18 protein-coding genes and 1 tRNA gene are annotated in these 22,989 nt (G+C 41.7%); 10 read left to right on the top strand and 9 right to left on the bottom strand.

Annotation, left to right across the window (positions count from 1 at the left end):
* Positions 1-23: 23 nt before the first annotated feature.
* A complete protein-coding gene (locus tag H6G86_RS11740; protein ID WP_190934454.1) occupies positions 24-473 on the bottom strand; it encodes a pyridoxamine 5'-phosphate oxidase family protein in 450 nt (149 codons plus the stop codon).
* Positions 474-822: 349 nt separating this feature from the next.
* On the bottom strand, positions 823-1,305 hold the full coding sequence (gene apcA / locus H6G86_RS11735; RefSeq protein WP_190934453.1) for an allophycocyanin subunit alpha: 483 nt from the start codon (positions 1,303-1,305) through the stop codon (positions 823-825).
* A gap of 761 nt (positions 1,306-2,066) precedes the next feature.
* Here apcA and mgtA point away from each other — a divergent pair.
* Positions 2,067-4,586, top strand: a complete 2,520-nt coding sequence (gene mgtA / locus H6G86_RS11730) for a magnesium-translocating P-type ATPase (RefSeq protein WP_190934452.1) — start codon at positions 2,067-2,069, stop codon at positions 4,584-4,586.
* A gap of 126 nt (positions 4,587-4,712) precedes the next feature.
* On the opposite strand, the gene H6G86_RS11725 is transcribed toward mgtA, so the two are convergent.
* From H6G86_RS11725 to H6G86_RS11715, 3 genes are all read right to left on the bottom strand, one after another.
* Positions 4,713-7,232, bottom strand: coding sequence for a GUN4 domain-containing protein (locus H6G86_RS11725; protein WP_190934451.1), 2,520 nt, complete (start codon positions 7,230-7,232; stop codon positions 4,713-4,715).
* 537 nt (positions 7,233-7,769) lie between these two features.
* Positions 7,770-7,842 (bottom strand) — tRNA-Arg (locus H6G86_RS11720).
* Positions 7,843-7,908: 66 nt separating this feature from the next.
* Positions 7,909-9,111 (bottom strand): murein hydrolase activator EnvC family protein, encoded by a 1,203-nt coding sequence (locus tag H6G86_RS11715; RefSeq protein WP_190934450.1) that lies wholly within the window; start codon positions 9,109-9,111, stop codon positions 7,909-7,911.
* A gap of 530 nt (positions 9,112-9,641) precedes the next feature.
* Here H6G86_RS11715 and H6G86_RS11710 point away from each other — a divergent pair.
* The 3 genes from H6G86_RS11710 (at position 9,642) to ylqF (ending at position 12,635) form a co-directional block, all read left to right on the top strand.
* Positions 9,642-11,222, top strand: coding sequence for an NAD(P)H-hydrate dehydratase (locus H6G86_RS11710; protein ID WP_520449230.1), 1,581 nt, complete (start codon positions 9,642-9,644; stop codon positions 11,220-11,222).
* A 36-nt stretch (positions 11,223-11,258) separates the two neighbouring features.
* Positions 11,259-11,672, top strand: coding sequence for a VOC family protein (locus H6G86_RS11705; protein WP_190934449.1), 414 nt, complete (start codon positions 11,259-11,261; stop codon positions 11,670-11,672).
* A gap of 81 nt (positions 11,673-11,753) precedes the next feature.
* Positions 11,754-12,635 (top strand): ribosome biogenesis GTPase YlqF, encoded by an 882-nt coding sequence (gene ylqF / locus H6G86_RS11700; protein ID WP_114081538.1) that lies wholly within the window; start codon positions 11,754-11,756, stop codon positions 12,633-12,635.
* Between the two features lie 51 nt (positions 12,636-12,686).
* Here ylqF and H6G86_RS11695 read toward each other — a convergent pair whose 3' ends face one another.
* Together H6G86_RS11695 and H6G86_RS11690 are read right to left on the bottom strand one after the other, a co-directional pair.
* Positions 12,687-13,940 carry an RNA-guided endonuclease InsQ/TnpB family protein gene (locus H6G86_RS11695; protein ID WP_190934448.1) on the bottom strand — a complete coding sequence of 418 codons (1,254 nt, stop codon included), beginning with the start codon at positions 13,938-13,940 and terminating at the stop codon, positions 12,687-12,689.
* A gap of 224 nt (positions 13,941-14,164) precedes the next feature.
* Positions 14,165-14,410, bottom strand: a complete 246-nt coding sequence (locus tag H6G86_RS11690) for a site-specific integrase (protein WP_242064780.1) — start codon at positions 14,408-14,410, stop codon at positions 14,165-14,167.
* A 49-nt stretch (positions 14,411-14,459) separates the two neighbouring features.
* Between H6G86_RS11690 and H6G86_RS11685 the strand changes: the two genes are divergently transcribed.
* Positions 14,460-15,089, top strand: a complete 630-nt coding sequence (locus H6G86_RS11685) for a TenA family protein (protein WP_190934447.1) — start codon at positions 14,460-14,462, stop codon at positions 15,087-15,089.
* An 807-nt stretch (positions 15,090-15,896) separates the two neighbouring features.
* Complete coding sequence (locus tag H6G86_RS11680; RefSeq protein WP_190934446.1) at positions 15,897-16,808, top strand: S1C family serine protease; 912 nt, start codon at positions 15,897-15,899, stop codon at positions 16,806-16,808.
* Positions 16,809-16,846: 38 nt separating this feature from the next.
* Here H6G86_RS11680 and H6G86_RS11675 read toward each other — a convergent pair whose 3' ends face one another.
* Positions 16,847-17,188, bottom strand: a complete 342-nt coding sequence (locus H6G86_RS11675; RefSeq protein WP_190934445.1) for a hypothetical protein — start codon at positions 17,186-17,188, stop codon at positions 16,847-16,849.
* 77 nt (positions 17,189-17,265) lie between these two features.
* Between H6G86_RS11675 and H6G86_RS11670 the strand changes: the two genes are divergently transcribed.
* The 3 genes from H6G86_RS11670 to H6G86_RS11660 all read left to right on the top strand — a co-directional run bounded on the left by H6G86_RS11670 (position 17,266) and on the right by H6G86_RS11660 (position 20,612).
* The gene (locus H6G86_RS11670) at positions 17,266-18,102 is read left to right on the top strand and encodes a S1C family serine protease (protein WP_190934444.1); all 837 of its coding nucleotides are present in this window, start codon (positions 17,266-17,268) and stop codon (positions 18,100-18,102) included.
* Positions 18,103-18,110: 8 nt separating this feature from the next.
* Positions 18,111-18,731 (top strand): response regulator transcription factor, encoded by a 621-nt coding sequence (locus H6G86_RS11665; protein ID WP_199338246.1) that lies wholly within the window; start codon positions 18,111-18,113, stop codon positions 18,729-18,731.
* Between the two features lie 246 nt (positions 18,732-18,977).
* Positions 18,978-20,612 (top strand): alpha-D-glucose phosphate-specific phosphoglucomutase, encoded by a 1,635-nt coding sequence (locus tag H6G86_RS11660; protein ID WP_179073111.1) that lies wholly within the window; start codon positions 18,978-18,980, stop codon positions 20,610-20,612.
* Between the two features lie 235 nt (positions 20,613-20,847).
* Here the strand turns inward: H6G86_RS11660 and zwf are convergent, their stop codons facing one another.
* Positions 20,848-22,227 (bottom strand): glucose-6-phosphate dehydrogenase, encoded by a 1,380-nt coding sequence (gene zwf / locus H6G86_RS11655; protein ID WP_190934442.1) that lies wholly within the window; start codon positions 22,225-22,227, stop codon positions 20,848-20,850.
* 34 nt (positions 22,228-22,261) lie between these two features.
* Here zwf and H6G86_RS11650 point away from each other — a divergent pair, with 34 nt between their 5' ends.
* A complete protein-coding gene (locus tag H6G86_RS11650) occupies positions 22,262-22,450 on the top strand; it encodes a hypothetical protein (RefSeq protein WP_190934441.1) in 189 nt (62 codons plus the stop codon).
* Positions 22,451-22,989: the final 539 nt, after the last annotated feature.

The raw sequence follows: 22,989 nt of genomic DNA, 5'->3' as shown, positions 1-22,989 counted from the left end.
AGGTAACATAAACGGTGCAAAAGTTACCGACTGCTAACTCCATCTGTGGTTCGCCCGGTCATCTCAGTAGGATGGATACAGTAGAGCGCCATCACCTCTGCACGACCCCAGGCATCAATCCAGGTTCGATTAATCGCGGGCGAAAGCGTTGGATTGTTGGTTTTGACAAATTGCATCACGCGATCAATGTCTTGCCCAAGAGTGATGTGTTCGGCAATACCTGTCACAGTAACGCTGCGCCAATGCTTGAGATTGTGGACATCTTCAACTTGCAAACAGACTTCAGGATTCGCATCCATATACTTGGTCTTCATGCCAACCGTAGTAAAGATGTAGATATTTGGCTCTTCAAAATAATAGCGCATAGGTACAACATAAGGATGTCCTTCAATAGCACAACCTAAGTGCCCATATCCTACTTTATGCAAGAGTTCATGTATCTCTTTTTTGCCCATTTCATCTATATCTAACATAGTCATTCTCCAGAATAAATATTTAATTGATTAATCGAGTTACAAATGTCTTGTTAAGATTTTTTATGCTTAGTTTTCTCGTTAGTATTCAGGGGAATGTAATCATTAAAAAATATTAATTTTTAAAATTTACATAACAAAATTAAATGAGGTTTTTGATAATTTTTTAAAATAGCAATACTAAAATATGCCGCAAATACCTGCTTTTCACGACTTAGTTCTTTATTTCTAGGGACTTGACCCAAAATCCGTTGAGCGATCGCAATTGCAGATGATGACTGTTGGCACGCTAAACAGGCAATTCAGCTTTAGTGATAGCGATCGCTCTTTAAGTGATTACTGTTATCTACTAGAGAACACTAATTAGGTAGTCAAAGTAAGTGTTAACAACAGTTGCATCTTCCCCAGACAAAATTGAGGTAGCGATGTTCTTCATAGCACGAACACTTTCGGCAACGGCATCAATTGGAGTACCTAGGGATTTGTACATTTGGCGAACACCAACGACTCCGATCTCCTCAAGTGGCGTTGTATCTCCAGCAGCAACACTGTAAGTGATCAAGCGCAGGTAGTAATCCATATCCCGCAGACAAGTGGCAGTCATCTCTTTGCCGTAAGCATTGCCACCTGGAGAAACAAGGCTTGGACGCTTCTGGAACAGTTCCTTTCCAGCTTCTTTAATAATGCGATCGCGGCTTAGAGTTAAAGCTTGCACAAGGCGTAGACGGCGCTCACCACTGCTAATAAAGTTCTTGATCTGATCCAGTTCTCCAGGACTGAGATAGCGAACTTCGGCATCTGCATTCACAATCATCTTCGTAATAATACTCATTAACAAACTCCTGAAATTAAATTAGGTCTATATGAAACGGTTAAATTATTGACAGCTTGAACTAAAAAAGAGCGGCTTGGACAATTTATCATCCTCAATTGCTTCTCTTTTAGAGAGTTGAGTATCTGTCTCTATTGAGCTTAAGGCTTTTTTCTAAAACAGCTTTTTATGGCATAGTTAATATTCCAGATTTTATAAAGGTAAAAAATTACTCAGTTATGTAGATTAAGCATTAATCTTTTTCCATCAAGAGAGCAAACAATACTTGATTATGAGGTTTATTTTCTACACCGTGACATAGTGTCGTTTGATTTATCGGGTTATTTGTTTGATTACAATATAAAAATTAAGAAAAATTTCCGAGATGAAGTACTTTTTTTGTAGAGCCGTAAATTTTAAAGAGCTTATTATATCAAACTAATGAGATTTTATGGGATAATTGCTTAGGAAAATTACGTTGACCAAATTAGTGAGAGGGATAGCCAATTTTTTGAGGTTAAAACTTTCGTAAAGACTTTTGTTGCATCTTCAGGCTTTTGATTACAATTTATATCGTAATCAATTAATTCACGCAGTAAATCAAACGGTAGTAGGTAGGTTGGCGCAATTAAAGCTAACTTGCAAGGGCTGTTATTGGTCATTAATAAGGACTTTAGGACTATTTAAGTTCCGTAACATAATTTGGTTTATTTCTACCAACTTACTTAGTAGAGAAGCAAGGTTATCTATTCAGGATTTAAAAAAATTGGATACTGACATCTATGCCTCAAGTCATCCCCTCATTTTGGAGCCTACCTGCTGAACAGGTATTAGATCAGCTCAAGAGTAGCCACCAGGGTTTGAGTCGCCAAGAGGCGCAGCAACGGCTCACTCAATATGGTGCAAACGGTCTGAAGCAGAAGCGAGAGTCATCCACACTACTCCTGTTGCTGAACCAGTTTAAGAGTCCGATTATTTTGATTTTAATGGCGGCTGCGATTCTCTCCAGTTTTCTTGGAGATGTCATTGATACTATTATTATTCTGACGATCGTACTAATTAGTGGGCTATTAGGATTTTGGCAAGAGCGAGGTGCTAGAGATGCCGTAACGAAGCTACTGGCTTTAGTGCAAGTAAAAGCCACAGTTTTGAGAGATGGTCAATCTCAAGAAATCTCTAATGAAGAGGTGGTTCCAGGTGACATTGTGTTGCTTGCTGCTGGCGATAGTATCCCTGGTGACTGCCTGATTTTAGAGTCGAAGGATCTGTCAGTCAATGAAGCAGCACTTACGGGAGAAACCTATCCTGCTGACAAACTAAGTGGCGTATTGCCGAACGAAGTTGGACTCAGCCAGCGAACAAACACCCTTTATATGGGTACTAACGCAATCAGTGGTACAGCGAAAGCGGTTGTGGTGCAGACCGGAAAGCAGACTGAATTTGGCAAGGTATCAGAACGCCTGAAACTCAGACCGCCCGAAACCGAATTTGAAAGGGGACTGGGCAAGTTTGGCTATTTTCTCATGGAAGTGACGTTGATTTTAGTTGTTCTAATTTTTGTCGCCAACGTCTACTTGCAACGCCCTGTTTTACAATCTTTTCTATTCTCCCTAGCGCTTGCAGTCGGTCTGACTCCCCAATTGTTGCCCGCGATCGTTAGCGTTAACTTGGCTCGCGGTGCTAAACAAATGGCGAAAAAGCAGGTGATTGTGAAACGACTGTCCGCAATTGAAAATTTTGGCAGCATGAACGTGTTTTGTACAGATAAAACGGGCACGCTGACGGAAGGAGAAGTGAAAATTCACGCTGCGGTTGATGTGGGGGGGAAAGAGAGCGATCGCGTTTTGCTTTATGCTTATTTAAATGCTGCGTCTGAATCAGGCTATGTAAATCCCATCGATGCCGCAATTCGTCAGCACAAGCAATTTGACATTTCTGCTTATCAGAAACTAGATGAAGTACCTTATGATTTCAACCGTAAACGCCTCAGCATTCTGTTGAAGAAAGATAATAGGAATCTGATTGTCAGCAAAGGTGCGCTAAAGGCAATTCTTGATGTTTGCTCAACCGTCGAAACTGGTGACGGAAAGACAATTGACATTGCTATACAGCAAGACAAGATTCAACAACGGGCAGAGGAACTTGGTAGTGAAGGGTTTCGGGTCTTAGGAGTAGCTTACCGCAACTGCGATCGCAATTCCTTCACCAAAGACGATGAAACAAACATGACGTTTTTGGGTTATCTTGCTCTTTTCGATCCACCAAAAGCAGATATTGCTGATACGCTCAAAGATTTGGGACTACTTGGAGTTACCACAAAAATGATCACGGGCGATAGTCGAGCGGTTGCCATCAGTATCATTGAACAGGTGGGATTACCAAAACCAAAGGTTTTAACTGGTGGCGAATTGCAAGAGCTTTCTGATGAAGCCCTAATGCATCGTGTTGGCAAAATAAATGTCTTTGCTGAGGTTGAGCCAAATCAAAAAGAGCGGATCATCATTGCGCTGAAAAAAACCGGAAATGTAGTCGGTTATCTTGGCGATGGCATTAACGATGCCTCAGCGCTTCATGCTGCCGATGTGGGTATTTCTGTTGAGAGTGCGGTTGACGTAGCCAAAGAAGCCGCAGACATCGTGTTGATGCAAAAAGACCTAAATGTTTTGGTCGAAGGCGTGAAAGAAGGACGGGTAACGTTTGCCAATACGCTCAAATACGTGTTTATGGCAACAAGTGCTAATTTCGGCAATATGTTTAGCATGGCAGGTATTTCTCTGGTTCTACCCTTCTTACCCTTGCTACCTAGCCAAATTTTGCTCACAAACCTGTTGACAGATTTCCCAGAAATGACGATCGCAACCGATCGCGTAGACCGGGAAATGGTCAACAAACCCCGGCGGATGAACATCACATTTATCCGTAACTTTATGGTGGTGTTTGGGTTGCTGAGTTCAGTCTTTGATTACCTCACCTTTGCGGCACTCCTATTGCTGCTGCACGCCAACTCAGCGCAATTTAGAACCGGTTGGTTTATGGAATCAGTGATTTCTGCATCTATGATTGTGCTGGTAATTCGCACACGGCAATCTATCCTCACGAGCAAGCCAGGAAAGTACTTATTGACGGCAACGATCGCGATCGCCATTGCTACCCTCCTGATTCCTTATACTCCAGTTGCGAGTTTACTAGGGTTCCAACCTTTACCCATTGAATTCCTTTTGGTGCTGGCAGCAATTGTGGGACTTTATATCATCTGTGCAGAAAACGTTAAACGGATTTTTTATCAACACGTCCAGTCTTAACCAAAGAAAGCGTAGCTGTTGCAGAATCAGCCTATCTGAGTAGAAATAGCCTAGACAATAATTGTCAATCGAAATATAAAAAACGAGCGAAGAGGGATTTTAACCCCAGACCCACCTAGAGAATAATTACTGTTTTGAAATATTGCCAATACCACTAGCTTCTAAATGGTAAAAAAGAGTAATCAATCTGTCCCTTCTATTTTCAAACCAGACATCATTAATACCTGCCCACAAACAACTAGGAAGATGTCCTCTTAGTGCAATGTCAATATAATAATGAAAATCGTCTGAATTACGCCAGAAGTAGTTACCATCCTTATTACGGGTTCTCCATCCTACTGATACTCCAAATTTATCTCGTATTTCACCATTAAATTCTTTAGTTCCACCTAAACTTTGATAAATTTCTTTTTGTACAGAAAATCCAAATTTCCCTTGACTGTAATTTAGCCAAAGCTTATCAATTGTATTTAAATCTATAGCTGGTATTTTAACAATTTGTTCATTATTCAACTCTGTATATGCTCTAGCATCCTTCACAATTATATTAAGTCTTTTATCATGATTAGTAACTGCCAAACACATGAGTTTTGCTGTTTCTATATCAGCTTCTCTCCATTTATTGTCTGCTAATAGTTTCTTCAAATTACTATAATCTACACCAACAGATGATTGCATCAATGCTATAAATCTTTCATCATTTTTTAGGTTATCAAATCTCGGACTAACTGTTATTGCTTTTTGTGAATTTTCTGGATTTAATATTATGGCTTCTTTTATATTTTCTAGAGCAATTTCTAAATCACTCATACATATCATACAGGCAGGTTTCTGTATAAAAAACTGATATATTTCAAGACTAAAAGAATAGATTGATATAGCTATATCACAAATTTCAATTGCTTCTTGGTATCTTTCTAATTTATAAAGAGAAAAGCTTTTTGCAGACAAGATATTAAAAGTGTTATAACCTTTAGAAATAGCATTATTACATAGTAAAAGTACAGTCTCATGTTGTTCTAGATGATATCCTAGAAGCATTATTTTACTTTCCAAAGGCATAATAAGTTCACTATTAATTTTAAGAGATTCATCAAAGGCATGAATTGCTTCTTCATACTTACCTAATAACACTAAAGCCCAACCTTTATTGCACCAAGCTCCGTAATAATGGGGATTTAAGCTGACAGCTTTATCGTAACAATGAATAGCTTCTATAAGATTTTTACTTTCTATTCCTTGTCTATTAAGTTCTTCTGCTTGTATAAAATATTGATATTTAATAAGATTTATTTTATATAAACTATTAATTAACTTAGAAATATCCTCATAACAATTTTGGAATAGAATTTTGAATTCCTCATTTAGTTTTGTTTTTGCTATATCATATTTGTTAATAATTTCCTCCACTCTCTTTTGTTCCTTATTACCAGCAAACCACCCTCCAACAGCACCACCAATTACACCCCCTAATCCTGGTATAATAAGATTACCAATTACGCCCCCTACAATTACTTCTGTAAATTTAATTCTTCCTGTAAGACCATCTACGGCTCCTTCTACGGCTCCTTTAAAGAAGGCTTTTAACTCGTTTGTTTCTTCAGGAAAATTAAAATTTAAAACTTCCTGTATAGCTTTTTCCATCTGTTTAATTGCATTTTTTAGATTAGAAAACCTATAATTTGAAATATCATAAAATATTCTTTCTACTTGGTTTATATCTAAAGTGAGACAGAACTTATCTTCTAATGTTCTTACAATTTGCTTTTCTATTTGCCTTATGGACAGCTTGATATCTTCTTCTAGAGTATAAATATTAAACGGATTCACTATCCCATGAATTGTATTTTCTTCTTCTTCAGCTTTGAACCTAACTGATAGAGGTTCATATATTCTATTTTGTAGAAATTCGTAATATAGATAGTTTGATAATTTGACAGAATCTACATTTTCAATTTGACTGAAGCTTGCATTTATCATATCTTTTACTTCAGTCTCGTTAATTGAGACTAAAGCTAAAGATTCTACTGTTTTTTCTGAGCTGTTAGTTAGTAAATTATAGTTAATTTCTTGATGCCATCCTGGAAATTCTTCATTAGTTTGTTTGCCATATACTATTAATTTATTAATAGATTCGATGGTTAACTTTTTCAATTCATTAATTAGTATTGAGACTATTAATTCTTGATTTATAGCTTCTTGTCCTTCCAGCATTACTCGCAAGCAACTATCTTTTAAATTTACTTTTGCTATAACGCCTTGATTTTTTAAGCACTGATTTATCACAATAGTTATTGATTGAATATCACCAGATTTAGCCATTTTAAATAGTTCTTGTCCTAGTGCTTCTACTAAATCAAACAATTCATGCCAATCAAAAAATACTTCTCCCGGTCGTTTTCCATAAACTTTAATAGTTTTGATTGCAGTAGCACCCAAGTTTGTGAAAGACTTACGGAAGTATTCAACTATAATGTGTTGTGGCGGCAATTGAATTGCTTCTATAAGAATTTGTAAGCAGTTATCTTTTAAATCAACTTGAGCAATGATACCTTTAGGCTCAAGTTGTCTGTTTATTATAGTCGCAATAGCTTTTGGATTGCCTTGTTTAGCAAGTTGCAGTATATTAGGTTCTGGTTGTGCCATAACACCTTCTTTCTAGGTAGTAAATGCCTTATATCTTATTTTTTCCAGTTGCAGTCGTTAAATAACGCATGGAAAGTAGAAATTAGACATTTTCTAACAGTTATGCCTTCTTATTAATTAGGAGTCCCGTTTCCTTTAGATTCCCTAGCAAGCATAAAAAGTTCGATGAAAATATACTCAAGTATGTAAGGTATGCAACTTTTTGCACACTAAAGTACATACCTATAAACATAGGTGATAGCACTCTAATGCAGAGACAGCACCACTATAAAATCAACCTGAAGCACAAAATTTAAAAAAAGTCAAGTTTGGTATTAATTATATTAAATATTTTCTAGCAAGTTCTTAGGAATTATCAGAGACAGGTTTTATAAATTAATTATAAGCAAAAATTATATTAACAAGTCTAACCTATAAATTTTCTGTATTGCAGCTATCCGTCGCAATTCTGTCTCATAGGGTAGATTGGTTTTATCCCGTGATAGAAAACTGAGATAAAATAACCTCTCGATTTTGTGGTTAGTCTTGTAAAGGTAACGAGCGCGGAGGGATTTGAACCCCCGACCCACAGAACCGGAATCTGTTGCTCTATCCACTGAGCCACGCGCCCTTAATCTTCCTCATGATAGCACGTCTATGATAAAATTTTCGGCCTAGAAAAACTTGGTTTATAAGTTCACAGATAATTAGCTGGGTCTACTGGTGTACCATTCCGACGGACTTCAAAGTGGAGGTGGGGCCCAGTTGAGAAACCTGTGGAACCCACAGCACCAATCGCTTGTCCGCGTTCAACGGCTTGTCCTTCAGAAACATACAACTCGCTGGTATGTCCATAGAGTGTAGTAATGCCATTGCCGTGGTCAATAATTACCGCTCTGCCATAACCACCATACCACCCAGCAAAAATCACTCTGCCTGAATCGGCTGCCCGAATTTTACTACCATAGCTAGCGGCAAAATCTAACCCGGCATGAAAGCGACGATAGCCAAGGATTGGATGTATCCGCCAGCCGAAGGGACTACTAGTAGAAGCGTCGCTAGGATATGCCATTACACCGGTTCCTCGAATGATCGCAGTCCGGCTGTTGGTTTTTGTTTGCGCCTCTTCTGTTGCTCTGGCTTCTCCTACCTTTTGTTGAATCAAGACTTCCAGATTTTTGGATTCCCTCTCTAGCTGGTTTTGGGCTGCTTCCAAGGCTAGGCGATCGCTATTGAGGCGTTGAATCAATTCTGATTGTGACTCCGCCTGAGTTTGATAACCGACTTTTTGTGCCAGTAATTGCTCACGAATCAAGGCAATTTCGTTTTTTTGTTGTTCTATGCCCGTTTTTTGTTGATTTATCAGGTTTGCTTGGGCGTTGAGTTTCACCAAAATTTGCTCGTCTGCCTGATACACTAATTTCAACTGATGACGACGACTGATAAAATCGCTGATATTTTCACTTTGGAGCAAAACTGCCCAGCCAACAGATGCAGGCGATCGCTGGAGATAACGCAATCGTGCTACTGTTGCTATTTGCCGCTCCTCGTAGGAACGTTGTGCTACAGCTAAATCAGTTTCCAACTGCTGGAGGCGTTGGGTGGCGAGTTGTAATCGAGATTCGCTCTCGTGAATATAGCTATCTGTAGTTTGCAGATTTTGCTTTAAACCAGTGAGGTGTTTTTGGGCCTCTTGTTGGAGATTTGTTAAGCGATTGCGATCGTTAACCACACTCTGACGCTGCTGGTTCATTTGTTGCTGCTGTTGTCGCAGAGTATCAATAGACCCTGCGGAAGTTGCGTGTACTGGAATTAATGACAAACAAATCCACAAGATACAGCAAAATACAAGAAATAAACAGCCAAAAATCAGATTTTTACCTAGAAATCGCGCTCTCATAGCGTGAGCCTAACTAAAACGATGCCTTCAAACACTATGAGGATTATTCCCAAAATTTGATTCACCCACTCCATGTATCAAATTGATCTGCCAAGTTGTAACACAAAGATTCTTGCTATGTCAGCATTGAACAGGTAAACCTAGTAGCCCTAGATCACAAAGACGCGATTTATCGCGTCTCTTGCCTTAACCGAACCGTATTGAGAGTATGCCTACCATCGCACCTACATTCATCGCATCAATGTATTTGCTGATGGAACTTGGGGATTACTGGGAGGAGTAATTACAGCGCTAGGGATACATGGATTAGTCACGGTTAAGGATTGTCCAAGAGATGAATTAACCACAGAGGCGCAGAGAACACAGAGTGAGGAGAGATAGAAAAGATTTTGGCGTTAGTTTTGAGATATTTTTTGATGGGGAAGTCCTTTAGAGATAATTGTGTGAAATCTGCTAAAGTTCAATTAACCTAAAACTTATAACTTAGCACGGGCTAAATATCCCGCGATCGCTAATAGGACTTAGGGCTGATGCAAAGGCAAGAAAAAATTTCACAAGTGATAGTGACTGCTGGGCAGATGCGCGATATTGAAGATCGGATCTTTGCAGCAGGAATGCCTGTAGTCGCTTTAATGGAAAAGGTGGCGGGATTAGTTGCCCGTCGGATTCAAGAGATCCCCCCAATTCCTCGTAAAAAGGGGTTGCCGCAAGCGGTGGGATCTCGTGTTGGAATTCTTGTCGGCCCTGGTCATAATGGTGGGGATGCTTTAGTAGTAGCCCGTGAATTACACTTTCGTGGGTATGAGGTTTGGATTTATTCTCCTTTCTCTAAGTTTAAGGAATTAACTTCGCACCACTTGCAGTATGCTCAGAGTTTGGGCATTCCAATTTATCAAACAATTGAGCAACTGCCAGATTCTGATTTGTTGATTGATGGCTTGTTTGGGTTTGGTTTAGAAAGAAACCTGACTGATCCTATTGCCTCTGCAATTAATCAGCTAAATGAATTGTCTGTGCCGATTTATAGCATCGATTTACCTTCAGGTTTACACACCGATACTGGCGTTGTATTAGGAACTGCCATTCGCGCCACTCACACTTTTTGCTTAGGTTTATGGAAACTAGCTTTCTTCCAAGATCGGGCGCTGGAATATGTTGGCAAAGCTGAGTTAATCGATTTTGATATTCCTTTAGCTGATGTAGAAGCTGTTCTCAAAGATGCACCCAGCATTAAACGTATTACACCAGCAACGGCACTCGCTACTTTGCCCTTACCTCGCCCACCTGTTACCCACAAATATAAAGAAGGACATTTACTCCTGATTTGCGGTTCGCGGCGCTATGCTGGTGGAGCAATTTTAACTGGTTTGGGTGCTAGGGCTAGTGGTGTGGGGATGCTTTCTATTGCTGTGCCCGAATCGCTAAAATCTCTTTTAGTGTCGCACTTGCCAGAAGCGCTAATCATCGGTTGTCCAGAGACGGAAAGTGGAGCGATCGCTCAATTGCAATTACCCGAAAAAACCGATCTGACTTCCTTTAATGCGATCGCTTGTGGCCCAGGTTTAACACGAGATGCTACTCCCATTGTCCAAGAGGTCATAGAAAGCGATCACCCTTTGATTCTCGATGCCGATGGTTTAAATATTTTGGCACAAATGGGAGCGATCGCTACTTTAAAAAAACGTCTTGCCGTAACCGTACTCACACCCCACACTGGCGAATTCCAGCGATTGTTTCCTGATGTCACCGATGCTAAACATGACACAGTTAAAGCAGCACAGGAAGCAGCCTTACAAAGTGGGGCGGTGGTGTTATTGAAAGGGGCGAGAACTGCGATCGCAAACCCTCAAGGTGGCATTTGGATGATTACTGAAAGCACACCCGCTCTGGCACGTGGAGGTAGTGGTGACGTATTAACTGGGCTACTAGGTGGATTGTTGGCACAAGCCGCAACTAAACAGATTTCTGTAGAAGATATTGTGGCAACTGCCGCTTGGTGGCATTCACAAGCTGGGATTTTAGCAGCCCAAGAGCGTACTGAATTGGGTGTAGATGCGTTTACGTTGACACAATATTTGCTCAAAGTTCTCAGTTTAGTTACCATACCTTAGCCAAAATAAGATGTTGGGATAAGGCAATAGGCAAATATGGTTTTCGAGTACACTAAGGCATTTGTCACCATAGGATCGGTTAATTTTGATAAATTAGTAGATTTTTATACTAAACTTCTGGAGCAAAAAGCAGTTATTTTGATTCCGAATGTCTATGCTGAGTTTAATTTAGTTGGTATGCGATTAGGTATTTTTAAACCCAAGAAGACAAACGAATCGGAATTTGAAGCGATGTCTAACGACAGCTCACTTGGTGTCTACGCCAAAAGTAAGATAAGTTTGTGTTTAGAAGTGAGTAACTTAAAAGATGCGATCGCTCACATAACAGCTTTAGGCTATCCTCCACCAGGAAATGTTTCCACTGCTTCTCACGGCAGAGAAATTTATGCCTATGACCCTGATGGCAATCGTCTGATTTTACATCAAGCTGCTACTACAGAGAGTCATTAGTCATTGGTCATTAGTCATTGGTTTTGGACAAATGACAAAGGACAAAGGACAAATAACAAAGGATAAAGGACAAATAAAAAAATGGCTATAACTCAAAACTATAGATTAAACGTAATTCAATGGTATCCAGGTCACATTGCGAAAGCGGAAAAGAAGCTAAAAGAACAGCTTAAGCGCGTAGATGTGGTATTTGAGGTACGAGATGCCCGAATTCCCTTAGCGACTCATCATCCCCAAATAGGTGAGTGGGTAGAGGGTAAGACACGGGTATTGATACTTAACCGAGTAGATATGATTACGCCGCAAATGCGATCGCTGTGGATAGATTGGTTTAAACGTCAAGGGGAAGTCCCTTATTTTACCAACGCTCAACATGGTAAAGGTATAGCAGAAGTGGCGCGGGCAGCGCAAGCGGCTGGAGTAGAACTCAATCAAAGAAGAAGCGATCGCGGAATGTTACCTCGTCCAGTCCGGGCTGTGGTAATTGGTTTTCCCAATGTTGGTAAATCAGCTTTGATTAACCGCCTTTTAGGACGGCGAGTAGTGGAAAGTGCAGCCCGTCCTGGGGTAACTCGCCAATTGCGCTGGGTGCGAATTTCTGAACATTTGGAATTGTTAGATGCTCCTGGTGTCATCCCTCTAAGGTTGGAAGACCAAGACGCAGCATTGAAACTAGCCATTTGTGATGATATCGGCGAAGCATCTTACGATAATCAGCTAGTAGCAGCAGCCTTAGTGGATTTATTCAACTACTTGGAAGCTGTAACTACAGATTTGTTACCGAGGAAACCATTACAGTCCCGCTACCAACTCGATTCGACCTCAGACACCGGGGATACTTATCTACATGCTTTAGCAGAGCATCGTTACAAAGGTGATGTAGAGCGTGCTGCAAGGCAACTTTTAACAGATTTTCGTAAGGGGTTATTAGGTGAAATGAGTTTAGAATTGCCACCCAACTAGATTAAAACGATTTTTAGCCCATTTTTGAGTAGCAGGTGAGTAGCATGTGAACTACCCCAACTTACCGAGTACGGTTGAAGTTGGGGCTTCTGTAATCACGGGAGAGTGCCTAAACTTAGACTTTCGCCCAAGAATAGGACTTACCTCTCCTCCTACAGCAGAGACGGCTGAACCTTCCGCCTTTATTATTCTGATGCCTTCTGCTCTAATGTTCTGCGCGGCGTTCGCGTCACGCGAATGATGAGTGCCGCAGTGTGGACAAGTCCATTCACGGACATCCAACGGCATCTCACCTATTTGATAGAAACAATTAGAGCAGAGTTTGGAACTAGGGAACCATCTATCAATCTCAACCAACTTTCCACCTCTGCGTTCTAGCTTATAAGCTAAAAAGTTAGTGAATGTTCCCCACCCTACATCAGATATTGATTTCGCCAATTTATGATTACGAACCATGCCTCTGACATTAAGATTCTCTACTATGACAGCTTGGCTATCGCTGACCAACTTGTAACTAAGTTTATGTAGGAAATCTTTCCTTGAGTTACTAACTCGCTCGTAGACTTTGGCAACAACTTTTCTATATATATTTCTTGACTTGCTCCCTTTAACTTTACGTGCTAATTTTTTTTGCTTACGTTTTAGATTTTTCTCGTGTTTGGCAAGGTGCTTGGGATTATCGTAAATGGATACCTTTTCGCCGTCAGTGACGACAGCAAAGTGTTTCAAACCTAGATCAATCCCATATATCTTACCTTCTGAAATAACTAGATTTTCGCCAACTCCAGTCGGAGACGCTACGCGAACAATCTCAGTCAAGATGGATGCAAGGTACTTACCTGATGGCGTTTTGCTCACAGTAACAGTTTTGATTTTCCCCTCAATAGGTCTGTGTATTTTGGCTTTGACTATCCCAATATTTCCAGGGAGTTTGACATTACCATCTACAATCTTGACGTTTTGAGGGTATTGGATAGACTGTTTGCCATGCTTAGATTTGAATTTGGGAAAACCAGCACGTTTCTCAAAAAAGTTCTTATATGCAGTGGTTAGATTGAGTGTTATAGCCTGTAAAACTTGGCTATAACACTCAGATAACCATATTGTCTCTTCAGCTTTTTTGAGTGCAGGGAGAAATGCGTTGAGTGCAGCACGTCCAAGCCCCTTACCCGTCTCTAAATAATTCTCAATTGACTTATTTAGGGCATAATTCCACCACCACCTAGCACACCCAAAAGTTTGAGCTAGTTGATTTTGCTGTTCATCTGACGGATATAAACGGACTTGTACAACCTTGTGTAACACTCAGCACCACCTCCTTGATGTGCTTACTTTAACATAAATACATATTGCGGTAAAGTACTTAAACAAAATAATTAGGGATTCGTCATACATCTGAAATTTGTTTTTGCTTGATGCAAAAAAATCAATTCCAGATGCAATCCTCATCCCCCGCTTCCTATCCCCACCTTATGAGTACATTGTTCGCGTTAGCGTCTCGCAGAGAAGGTGGAGACTTCCGCGACACGTTAAAAATCTGGACATTCAGCCTTGGTGACATCTGGGTGACAGTAGTACCGCAAAACTGTTTGGACGTTATCGCCGATCCAGTAGGCTACCTTTTCCGGCGATGCCCCAAATGCGATCGCCCAAGTAGCGAAGGTATGCCGAGTGCTATAAGCCTTTAGGTAGGGAACAACTTTCAGAAGATCAAAACAGGACAGAGCCACCGCCGAGTAAATATAGCTACGCCACGCTGCCCGAACAGAAATCAAACCGGACTCCTATACCATTAAATAACAGTTGACAAATGACTTTTAACAAATGGCTTTATCTAACGAATTATGGGCAGCAAATCAAGACTTAGCCCAAGCTTGCCTAAAGCATCCTTTCGTTCAAGGTATTGGCAATGGTATTCTTGAGCAGGTAAAATTTGCCTACTACGTGGGGCAAGATGTTTTTTTCTTAGAAGCTTTTGCGCGGACGTACAGTATCGCCGCAGCTAAAGCACCAGACTGGTTAGGTTTTACCACATTTCATAACTTAGCGAGTTCAGTTTTAGAAGAACTACGGCTGCATAGTAGCTATGCTTCCCAGTGGGGAGTGAATTTACATTCTGTTGAAGCTGGCTATGCCACCCGCCGCTATACTGATTTTTTGTTAGCAACTGCTTGGGGTGGAGATGTGGGTTTGACTGCTGTGGCGATGTCTCCTTGTATGCGTTTGTATGGTTTCTTGGGAAAACGGTTGGCTCTTCATGGTATTCCTAATCATCAATATGCAGACTGGATTCGTACTTACAGCAGCACAGACTTTCAATCACTAATAAAACAATTAGAAACTTTAGTTGAGAATTATGCTACTAACAATGCTGTAGTGAATTCAACCTACCGTTATGCGATGTTTTGTGAGCATGAATTTTTTCAAGCTGCGTGGATTTCTGCTAATAAATAAGTAATTATATAGGACTCATATTTGATTTTTGAAAAAACTCCGTATAACTCAAAAAGAGTATAAGAGGATGTTTGAAAAGTCCTCTTCTCGGTAGTGAAAAGTTCTAGATCCCCCTAAATCCCCCTTAAAAAGACGTGTGTTCGACAAGTCTTATTTGACCTCTCCCCCAGCCCCTCTCCGACGCGGACAGGGGAGCAAAAAGCGGAATTTTTCTTGCTCCTCCCTTTCCGTTTCGGAGAGGGAGGCTGGGAGGGAGGGGTTCATCGAACTCACGTTAAAAAGGGGAACTTTGATTCCGATTCCCCCCTTTTTAAGGGGGGTTAGAGGGGGGATCAATAAGTACCTAAAATCACAGCTAACCACTTTTCAAACATCCTCTAAGGGAACTCCAATCAATAATTGAATATTTTTTTATTCCCCAAGCATTATTAGAGAATAAGCAGCCTATAGCGCAATACAGTACTTGTAGAGACGGCGATTTATCGCGTCTCAAAACCCACGATTTCGTACACAAATAGCGCTTAACCCAAGCGTATTGGTCTATAGCGCTTTAACCTACGTAACTAGGATTGGCGTAGGTGTGTAGCCCGCACTTTCTCTACAAGACGCTGCGCGTAGCTTGCTTCCACGTTCGCGTAGCGTCCCGTGGAGAAGTAACCCGCCGCAGGCATCGCTCTTTAGGAAAAACTTTTTAGTTTACCGATCCTAGCCATTTTTCTAGGATGAGTTCTCCCCATTTTTCCGATGTCATCTGTGTTGAGAAAAGGACACGATATGAACATCTAAGAATGTTTTTGGAAAAATCTTATGTCTTCATTAATGGCTTTGTCCAACAGTTTAGCTGACACCGTAGAAAAAGCTGGAAGTGCTGTGGTTGCTGTGAATGGGGGTACTCGTGTTTCCCCAAGTGGTATTCACTGGCGTAATGGCATCATTGTTACCTCTGATGAGTCTCTCCAGCGCTATGACGACATCACAATCACTCTATCAAATGGTAGTACTGTACCAGCAACACTTGTTGGTCATGACTCTAGCACCGATATAGCTGTTTTTAAACTAGAAAATTTAGAAATATCTGTGGCAAAAGTTGGCGATGCTAAAATGCTCAAAGTTGGTCATCTGGTGTTAGGACTGGCGAGAGGTAGCGAAGGTGATTTAAGGGCGGCGATGGGTGCAGTGAGTGTAGTTAGCGGTGCATGGCGCAGCATGAATGGCGGAAATATTGACCAATTTATCCGCCCAGACATCACCCTTTACTCTGGTTTTGCAGGTGGGCCACTCGTAGATGCTGCTGGTTTTGTGGTAGGTATGAATACATCGGGGCGGCGTGGTACTGCTCTGACTATTCCCAGCGCTACAGTCGATCGCGTGGTTGACCAATTGGTAGCAAAAGGACGCATTTCAAAAGGCTACTTGGGTGTAGGAATGCAACCTGTACGTTTACCAAATAACCTGAAAACTGCTCTCAATTTAACTTCTGCAACTGGGGTAATTGTCGTTAATGTTGAGTCTTCTGGGCCTGCTGATAATGCAGGTGTGTTGCTTGGCGATGTTTTGGTAAGGTTCGATGGCGTAACTGTGGGCGATACAGGTGATGTGTTGGCGCTGCTCAATAGTAGCGATCGCATTGGTAAAACTATCAACCTGCAAGTTGTCCGGGGTGGAGTGTTAATTGAGTTAGCGATCGCAGTTGGCGAACGACCTACTAAGGAAGAATAATCCCAATTAGGGATGGGTTTAACTAGCTGTGTCAAAATTTATCTAAATTTTCTATCCATTCGAGCCTCTGAACTCGGAACTTCAACCTTTTTACTCGAACGTTGAGCCTCTAAACTCGGAACTTCGACCTTTTTGCTCGGACGTTGAGCCTCTGAACTCGAAACTTCGACCTTTTTACTCGGACGTTGAGCCTCTGAACTCGAAACTTCGACCTTTTTACTCGGACGTTGAGCCTCTGAACTCGGAACTTCAACCTTTTTGCTCGAACGTTGAGCCTCTGAACTCAGAACTTCGACCTTTTTGCTCGAACATTGAGCCTCTGAACTCAGAACTGTCAAAATTTGCTTTCCAAAGTTGGGTTGACTGATATTTTGCAGCATTCTCAATTATCCCAACCCGACTAAAAACAATTGTCAGCCAACAGATTCTACTTTGACATGGGGAAAAATTGTATAACATGGCAAACACAACATTAACTAATATCGCTGCTGAATTAACAGAGGTAGCTGCTAAACTACGCCTACGCACTGTCAAAGTGAAAAGTGGCTCTCTAGGAATCGGTTCCGGTGTCATTTGGCAATCTGACGGGCTAATTATCACTAATGCCCATGTTGCAACCAGCAACCGTGCAACTGTGGAATTGGCAGATGGCAGAGTATTTGATGCGGTGCGTACACAGTTTGATCCACAGCAGGATTTAGCAGCGCTGAAAATTGTCGCCACTGATTTAACTGCTGCAAGCATTGGCAATTCTGAGGCGCTACGAGTAGGTGAATTAGTCTTGGCGGTGGGTAATCCCTTTGCTGACAGTGGTGCTGTGACAACTGGAATTATCTATGCAAATAATTCGCGGGCTGTTATGGCTGATTTGCAACTATATCCTGGAAACTCTGGGGGGCCACTTGCCGATTGTCTCGGTCAAGTTGTGGGAATTAATACGATGATTGTTAATGGTTTAGCTGTGGCAGTTCCCAGCAATACCGTTGAGCGTTTTTTACAGGGAAATAGTCGTCCGCAACTAGGAGTCACGCTGCAACCTGTGCTTTTAGGTAGGCGTAGCTTGGGTTTATTGGTGTTGTCAATTTTACCTGGCAGCATTGCGGAAACTGCTGATGTGCAAATCGGCGATATTTTAATTGGAGTTTCGGGGCGATTATTCACTAGCGTGAATGATTTAACTAAATATCTCCATGACAGTAAAGGATCTGTGCCGCTACAACTCCTACGCGGTGGGCAACAATTAGTGATTTATGTTGCGGTGCAGTCTGGAAAAACTGCTGTGGAGGCGACGTGATTCGGGTAATGGTAGTTGCCACTTCTCCTGTTGTGCGGGCAGGGTTATCAGCTGTGGTGACTACCAATCCTCGGCTGACGGTTGTGGGGAGTGCATCCGATTTGGATGAATTGGCAAGGGAAGTTGGTCAATTACAACCAGATGTGGTGCTGGTAGATTTGAGTAGTAACCTTCAACAATCGGTGTGGGAAAAATTGCTGCTTATTCAAGAACAGCAATACCCATTAGGAACGATCGCCATTATTGAGGAACTCGATAGCATCGACTTAGAGACGGCGTTACGTTCTGGTATCCGGGGGATATTGCCCAGTACTAGCACAGAGTCAGAAATTGTCGCTGCTGTGGAAGCGATCGCTTTTGGTTTGGTGGTGCTGCACCCGGATGCTATAGAATTACTGTCTATTCGAGAAAAAGTGGTGGCGAATCCTGTACAAACATTGACACCACGCGAGATAGAAGTTTTAGGTATGCTTGGTTCTGGGTTGGGGAATAAAGCGATCGCTAAACGGTTGCAGATTTCTGAGCATACCGTCAAATTTCATCTCTCATCTATTTTTCAAAAGCTCAGTGTCTCCAGCCGTACCGAGGCTGTTGCTGTGGGTGTGCGACTGGGTTTGATTATGCTGTGATTACAATACTTGTAGGTTAAAGGGAAAAGGGTAAGGGGAAAAGGAGTGGAACGCTTGATATATAAAGTTTTTTCCCTTTTAACCTTTTCCCTTTCCCCCAAAACCTGACAAGTATTGTAACCCCACCTCTAAAAAGTTAAATCAGGGATTTACGCCTGCCATTCGGTACATGATACGTGGCAATTTTTTGTAACAAACTTATGTAAAGCTGTAAAAAGAAAATGCCTTGTTAAATAAACAGTATCTATGAACATACGTAAAGTCTCTACTACTCCCTTAAGCGACCAAAAGCCTGGTACTTCTGGGCTGCGGAAATCAGTTAAGGTTTTTCAGCAGCCCCACTACCTGGAAAATTTTATCCAATCCATCTTCGATTCTGTGGGGGACTTGCACTCTCAAACTTTAGTCTTGGGTGGTGATGGTCGTTATTACAATCGCCAAGCTATTCAAATCATTTTGAAAATGGCTGCGGCCAATGGCATTGGGCGGATTAAAGTTGGTCAATGGGGAATTTTGTCTACTCCTGCGACTTCCGCGATTATTCGCAAGTATCAAGCTATTGGTGGCATCATCTTGTCTGCTAGCCATAATCCGGGCGGGCCAAATGGTGACTTTGGCGTGAAATATAACATTAGCAATGGTGGCCCAGCACCGGAAAAGGTGACAGAGGCGATCTACGATCGCAGTAAAGTCATTGATAGCTACCAAATTCTGGAAGCACCAGATGTAGATTTAGAAACTTTAGGTGAGTCACATTTGGGAGAGACGGTAGTTGAGGTAATTGACTCCGTACAGGATTATCAAGAGTTAATGGAATCCCTGTTTGATTTTGAACGGATTCAGCAACTGTTGACAAGAGGAAATTTTCGGTTCAGCATTGATGCCTTGCACGCCGTAGCTGGCCCTTATGCCCATGCCATTTTTGAGCAACGTTTGGGCGCACCAGTGGGAACTGTGCAAAATGGTACACCCCTGGAAGACTTTGGGGGCGGACATCCTGACCCAAATCTAGTTTATGCTCATGATTTGGTGGATATTTTGTACGGAGAGAATGCGCCAGATTTTGGGGCAGCTTTTGATGGAGATGGCGATCGCAATATGATCTTAGGGCGTAAGTTCTTTGTCACCCCTAGCGATAGTCTTGCAGTGTTAGCCGCAAACGCCAAGCTAGTCCCTGGTTATAGTGAGGGTTTAGCCGGGGTAGCGCGATCGATGCCTACTAGCCAAGCAGTAGATCGAGTTGCGGCTCAGATTGGGATTAAATCTTACGAAACACCCACTGGCTGGAAGTTTTTCGGCAATCTCTTAGACGCGGGTAAAGCAACTCTCTGCGGTGAAGAAAGTTTTGGTACCGGTTCTAACCATATCCGCGAAAAAGATGGGCTATGGGCTGTGCTGTTTTGGCTGAATATCCTAGCAGTCCGGCAACAATCTGTTGAGCAGATTGTACGGGAACACTGGCAGACTTATGGACGCAATTATTACTCCCGCCATGACTATGAAGAGATACAGACAGAGCAAGGCAACACTTTAATAGAAAGACTGCGTTCTTTATTGCCAAATCTCAAAGGCAAGCAATTCGGAAACTATCAAGTTGAATACAGTGATGACTTTAGTTATACCGACCCTGTTGATGGCAGCATTAGCGAGCAACAAGGTGTTCGCATTGGCTTTACCGATGGCTCCCGCATTGTAGTGCGACTTTCTGGTACGGGGACTCAAGGTGCAACCCTAAGAGTTTATCTAGAAAGCTACGAGCCAGATCCCGCCAAACATGATCTCGATCCACAGCAAGCACTTGCTTCTTTAATCACTATTATCCAAGATATCGCCCAGATCCGCGAACTGACAGGACGGGAACAGCCAACCGTGATTACCTAATACTTTGCTCCCGCTAGTTTTGAGGTTTGTAGTAAGGACTAAAGTTCTTACTACGAACTTGCTTACCATTGCCATTAATTGGTGAAGCCCCGATATTATATTGTCAAGTCTGTGAGTAATATATCCCAATACAGTTCAGATAAGACCAAAACACTTGTAGAGACGGCGATTTATCGCGTCTCAAAAACCCAAAATTTTTGCCAATAGCCCTTAACGAACCGTATTGTAATATATCCTACTCTTTAGCTAGGGGATTATACCAATCATCCATTGGCGAGAGCAGTTTATCTGACTCAGGTGGGCCCCATGTATTTGGCTCATACTCGTAAACGGGTGTAACATTATCGAGAATTGGCTGGACAATCCGCCATTCCTCTTCTACCGTATCTTCGCGTACAAACAAGGTAGGATCGCCCCGCATGGCATCACCCAATAAACGCTCATAGGGTTCCATCTCGTCCCCACCTCCGTAAAAGGCCAGGAGTTCAACCGCAGAGCCGCTCATATCTTCTCCAGGGATTTTAGTGCGAGCGCCTAATCCCACAATTACCTCTGGGTCTAGTAAAAAACGAACATAATTAGCGTTTTCTTTTCTTCCTTCCTGGAACACATTTAAAGGTGGACACTTGAGTTTGACCATCACCTCAGTAGTTTTAACAGGTAATTTCTTCCCAGCCCGGATGTAGATGGGAACTCCTGACCACCGCCACGTATTAATAAATAACCGCACGGCAACAAATGTTTCTACTTGAGAGTCAGGAGAAACACCTTCTTCGTTGCGGTAATCAGAAAATTGACCGCGAATAATATCATCGGGTTGCAGTGAAGGTATAGCTTTGAGAATACGTTCTTTTTCATCCCGAATGGAATCGGGAGCAGTACTGGCGGGAGCATCCATGCACACTGAAGCCAATACTTGCAGCATGTGGTTTTCCACCACATCCCGAATTGCACCAGTCTCTTCATAGAAGCGCCCCCTTCCTTGAATGCCAAAGTCCTCTGCCATCACAATCTGGATGCTTTCAACATAGTTGCGATTCCAGATAGGTTCAAGAAAAGAGTTGCCAAACCGAAAATAGAGTAAATTCAGCAGTGGTTCTTTGCCCAGGTAATGGTCGATGCGATAGATAGATGATTCGGGAAAAACTGATGCCAGAATTTGATTTAACTCGCGTGCCGATTCCAAATCCCGTCCAAATGGTTTTTCAATTACCACCCGCGCATTTTTAGCACAGCCTGATTCACCCAATCCTGAGACTACTTGTGCAAACAAGCTCGGTGGAATTGCCAAATAGTAGAGGGGATGAGTGGCATCACCAAGGGCTTGACGTAATTTTTCGTAAGTTTCTGGTTTGTTGTAGTCACCAGCAACGTACTGGAGTAGACCAGAAAGTTTCTCAAATGCAGCTTGATCTATACCACCATTATGTTCTAGGCTATCACGTGCCCTTTCCCTAAGTTGATCCGTCGTCCAAGGTCGTCCGGCAACCCCAATTACTGGGACATTAAGATTGCCCCGCCGTACCATTGCCTGAAGGCTGGGAAAGATTTTCTTGTAGGCCAAGTCACCTGTTGCCCCAAAAAATACCAGTGCGTCTGAATCAGGAGTTCCCATGACTAACCTCTCTAAGAATTAGCTTTTTAAAGTTGTGACTTCTGAATTCTTGCTTGTGGATTCTTTTGCAATTGGTATCAGAAAGCGCGACACTGATCAGAATTATACTCAGGGATTTCCGGAAAATAAATCATACCAATTTGGGATTTTAGATGAAAAATCTTTGCAACTTCTCAAAAATCTTAAAAATAACACTCCGGTAGATAGAAGAGACAGCCAATAGAATGTGCGGCATTACGATGAGGAATTTCTAAGAAATATTTAACAAGAGTTTTAGCATTAGCTTAAACTTATATATCAAAAATTGAATTTGACTTTTTAGAAGAAATTACTTTTTTTTCTTGATAAACATACTTTTATAGACTCGAATCTTGAGTTATTTTAGTACTAATGAATAGTGATTCAGCTTCAGAAATACTTCATTTATTTTATTTATCATTTCACTAAATTTTACAATTATCTATATAATTCTAAAATTTTTCTTAGTTTTTATTAGTAAATTAAGGTGCGTTTTCCCTATGGTGTACATCAGTCTAAAAGAGCTAGCAAACCGAATCTTGACCTAAGATTTCCCACCAACACGCCATTTATCGCTCCAATAGCCCACATCAGCAGCACTTTTGGTAATCACTCGTGAGAATCAATTGAAGAGGCCATGACTACGCTCCACCTAGCGAAGCGATCGCTCTTTGAGGAAAAACTTTTTGGTTTACTGTTTTTTAGCTAATGTGTCAGTTTAATTATTGTCCACTCAGTAAATGC

The sequence above is a fragment of the Nostoc sp. FACHB-133 genome (assembly GCF_014698055.1).
Taxonomy (GTDB): Bacteria; Cyanobacteriota; Cyanobacteriia; order Cyanobacteriales; family Nostocaceae; genus Nostoc.
Note: the sequence above shows the minus strand (reverse complement) of the source record. Positions and strands in the feature narration are given on the sequence as shown.

Excerpts from the sequence above, each read along its gene's own strand:
- H6G86_RS11670 (WP_190934444.1), top strand. The coding sequence starts at position 17,266 with ATGGCAAACACAACATTAACTAATATCGCTGCTGAATTAACAGAGGTA.
- H6G86_RS11715 (WP_190934450.1), bottom strand. The coding sequence starts at position 9,111 with ATGAGAGCGCGATTTCTAGGTAAAAATCTGATTTTTGGCTGTTTATTT.
- H6G86_RS11705 (WP_190934449.1), top strand. The coding sequence starts at position 11,259 with ATGGTTTTCGAGTACACTAAGGCATTTGTCACCATAGGATCGGTTAAT.
- H6G86_RS11680 (WP_190934446.1), top strand. The coding sequence starts at position 15,897 with ATGTCTTCATTAATGGCTTTGTCCAACAGTTTAGCTGACACCGTAGAA.
- ylqF (WP_114081538.1), top strand. The coding sequence starts at position 11,754 with ATGGCTATAACTCAAAACTATAGATTAAACGTAATTCAATGGTATCCA.
- H6G86_RS11660 (WP_179073111.1), top strand. The coding sequence starts at position 18,978 with ATGAACATACGTAAAGTCTCTACTACTCCCTTAAGCGACCAAAAGCCT.
- H6G86_RS11740 (WP_190934454.1), bottom strand. The coding sequence starts at position 473 with ATGTTAGATATAGATGAAATGGGCAAAAAAGAGATACATGAACTCTTG.
- H6G86_RS11675 (WP_190934445.1), bottom strand. The coding sequence starts at position 17,188 with ATGCTGCAAAATATCAGTCAACCCAACTTTGGAAAGCAAATTTTGACA.
- zwf (WP_190934442.1), bottom strand. The coding sequence starts at position 22,227 with ATGGGAACTCCTGATTCAGACGCACTGGTATTTTTTGGGGCAACAGGT.
- H6G86_RS11665 (WP_199338246.1), top strand. The coding sequence starts at position 18,111 with ATGGTAGTTGCCACTTCTCCTGTTGTGCGGGCAGGGTTATCAGCTGTG.
- apcA (WP_190934453.1), bottom strand. The coding sequence starts at position 1,305 with ATGAGTATTATTACGAAGATGATTGTGAATGCAGATGCCGAAGTTCGC.
- H6G86_RS11725 (WP_190934451.1), bottom strand. The coding sequence starts at position 7,232 with ATGGCACAACCAGAACCTAATATACTGCAACTTGCTAAACAAGGCAAT.
- H6G86_RS11685 (WP_190934447.1), top strand. The coding sequence starts at position 14,460 with ATGGCTTTATCTAACGAATTATGGGCAGCAAATCAAGACTTAGCCCAA.
- mgtA (WP_190934452.1), top strand. The coding sequence starts at position 2,067 with ATGCCTCAAGTCATCCCCTCATTTTGGAGCCTACCTGCTGAACAGGTA.
- H6G86_RS11710 (WP_520449230.1), top strand. The coding sequence starts at position 9,642 with ATGCAAAGGCAAGAAAAAATTTCACAAGTGATAGTGACTGCTGGGCAG.